Here is a 576-nt window from a genome sequence, read left to right as displayed (position 1 = left end):
AGCCATTTCCCTTCCAAACAAAAAAGCACCGGCGGCAGCCGATGCCCCTTCCCTTACAGGTTCCCCTATTTTTTAGCTGCGGGCAGAGCCGGTTTGGCGGGGGCTTTGGGTGCGGGTGCGCCGACCGAAGCCTGGTCCTTCAGCTTCGCCAACACCGCCGGGCCGATGCCCTTAACCTTCGTCAACTCGTCCACAGACTTGAACGCACCGTTTTGCGCGCGGTATTCCGCAATGGCTTTCGCCTTCGCCGGACCTATTCCCGGCAGCGCCTCCAGCTCCTGAGGCGAAGCGGCATTGACGTTTACCGCCGCAAGGGAGAAGGCGCAGGAGAACAGCATATACAACAGCACGAACATTTTCTTCATGGTTTTTCCTTTAAGGGTTGCAAACAATAAAACCGCATCCTGCGGACGATAAGGTGTGTCATTTTAAAATGAATACCCGGACGCTTCAAGCCCCGCATCCGCCCAAAGCCCGCATTCCCCGACCCGCTTTGCGGGTAAGGCAAAAACCCCCGAATAATCGGGGGTTTTCTGAAAGGGTGTTTGGCAGTGACCTACTTTCGCATGGAAGAAC

At 56.1% G+C, this 576-nt stretch carries 1 pseudogene; it reads right to left on the bottom strand.

The annotated features are described in order from the left end of the window. Positions 1 to 65: 65 nt before the first annotated feature. Positions 66 to 463: pseudogene (locus Q9J80_RS10820) on the bottom strand (helix-hairpin-helix domain-containing protein). Between the last annotated feature and the right edge of the window lie 113 nt (positions 464 to 576).

Origin of the sequence: Neisseria blantyrii, from assembly GCF_962747855.1 — a bacterium.
Classification (GTDB): Bacteria; Pseudomonadota; Gammaproteobacteria; order Burkholderiales; family Neisseriaceae; genus Neisseria; species Neisseria viridiae.
Note: the sequence above shows the minus strand (reverse complement) of the source record. Positions and strands in the feature narration are given on the sequence as shown.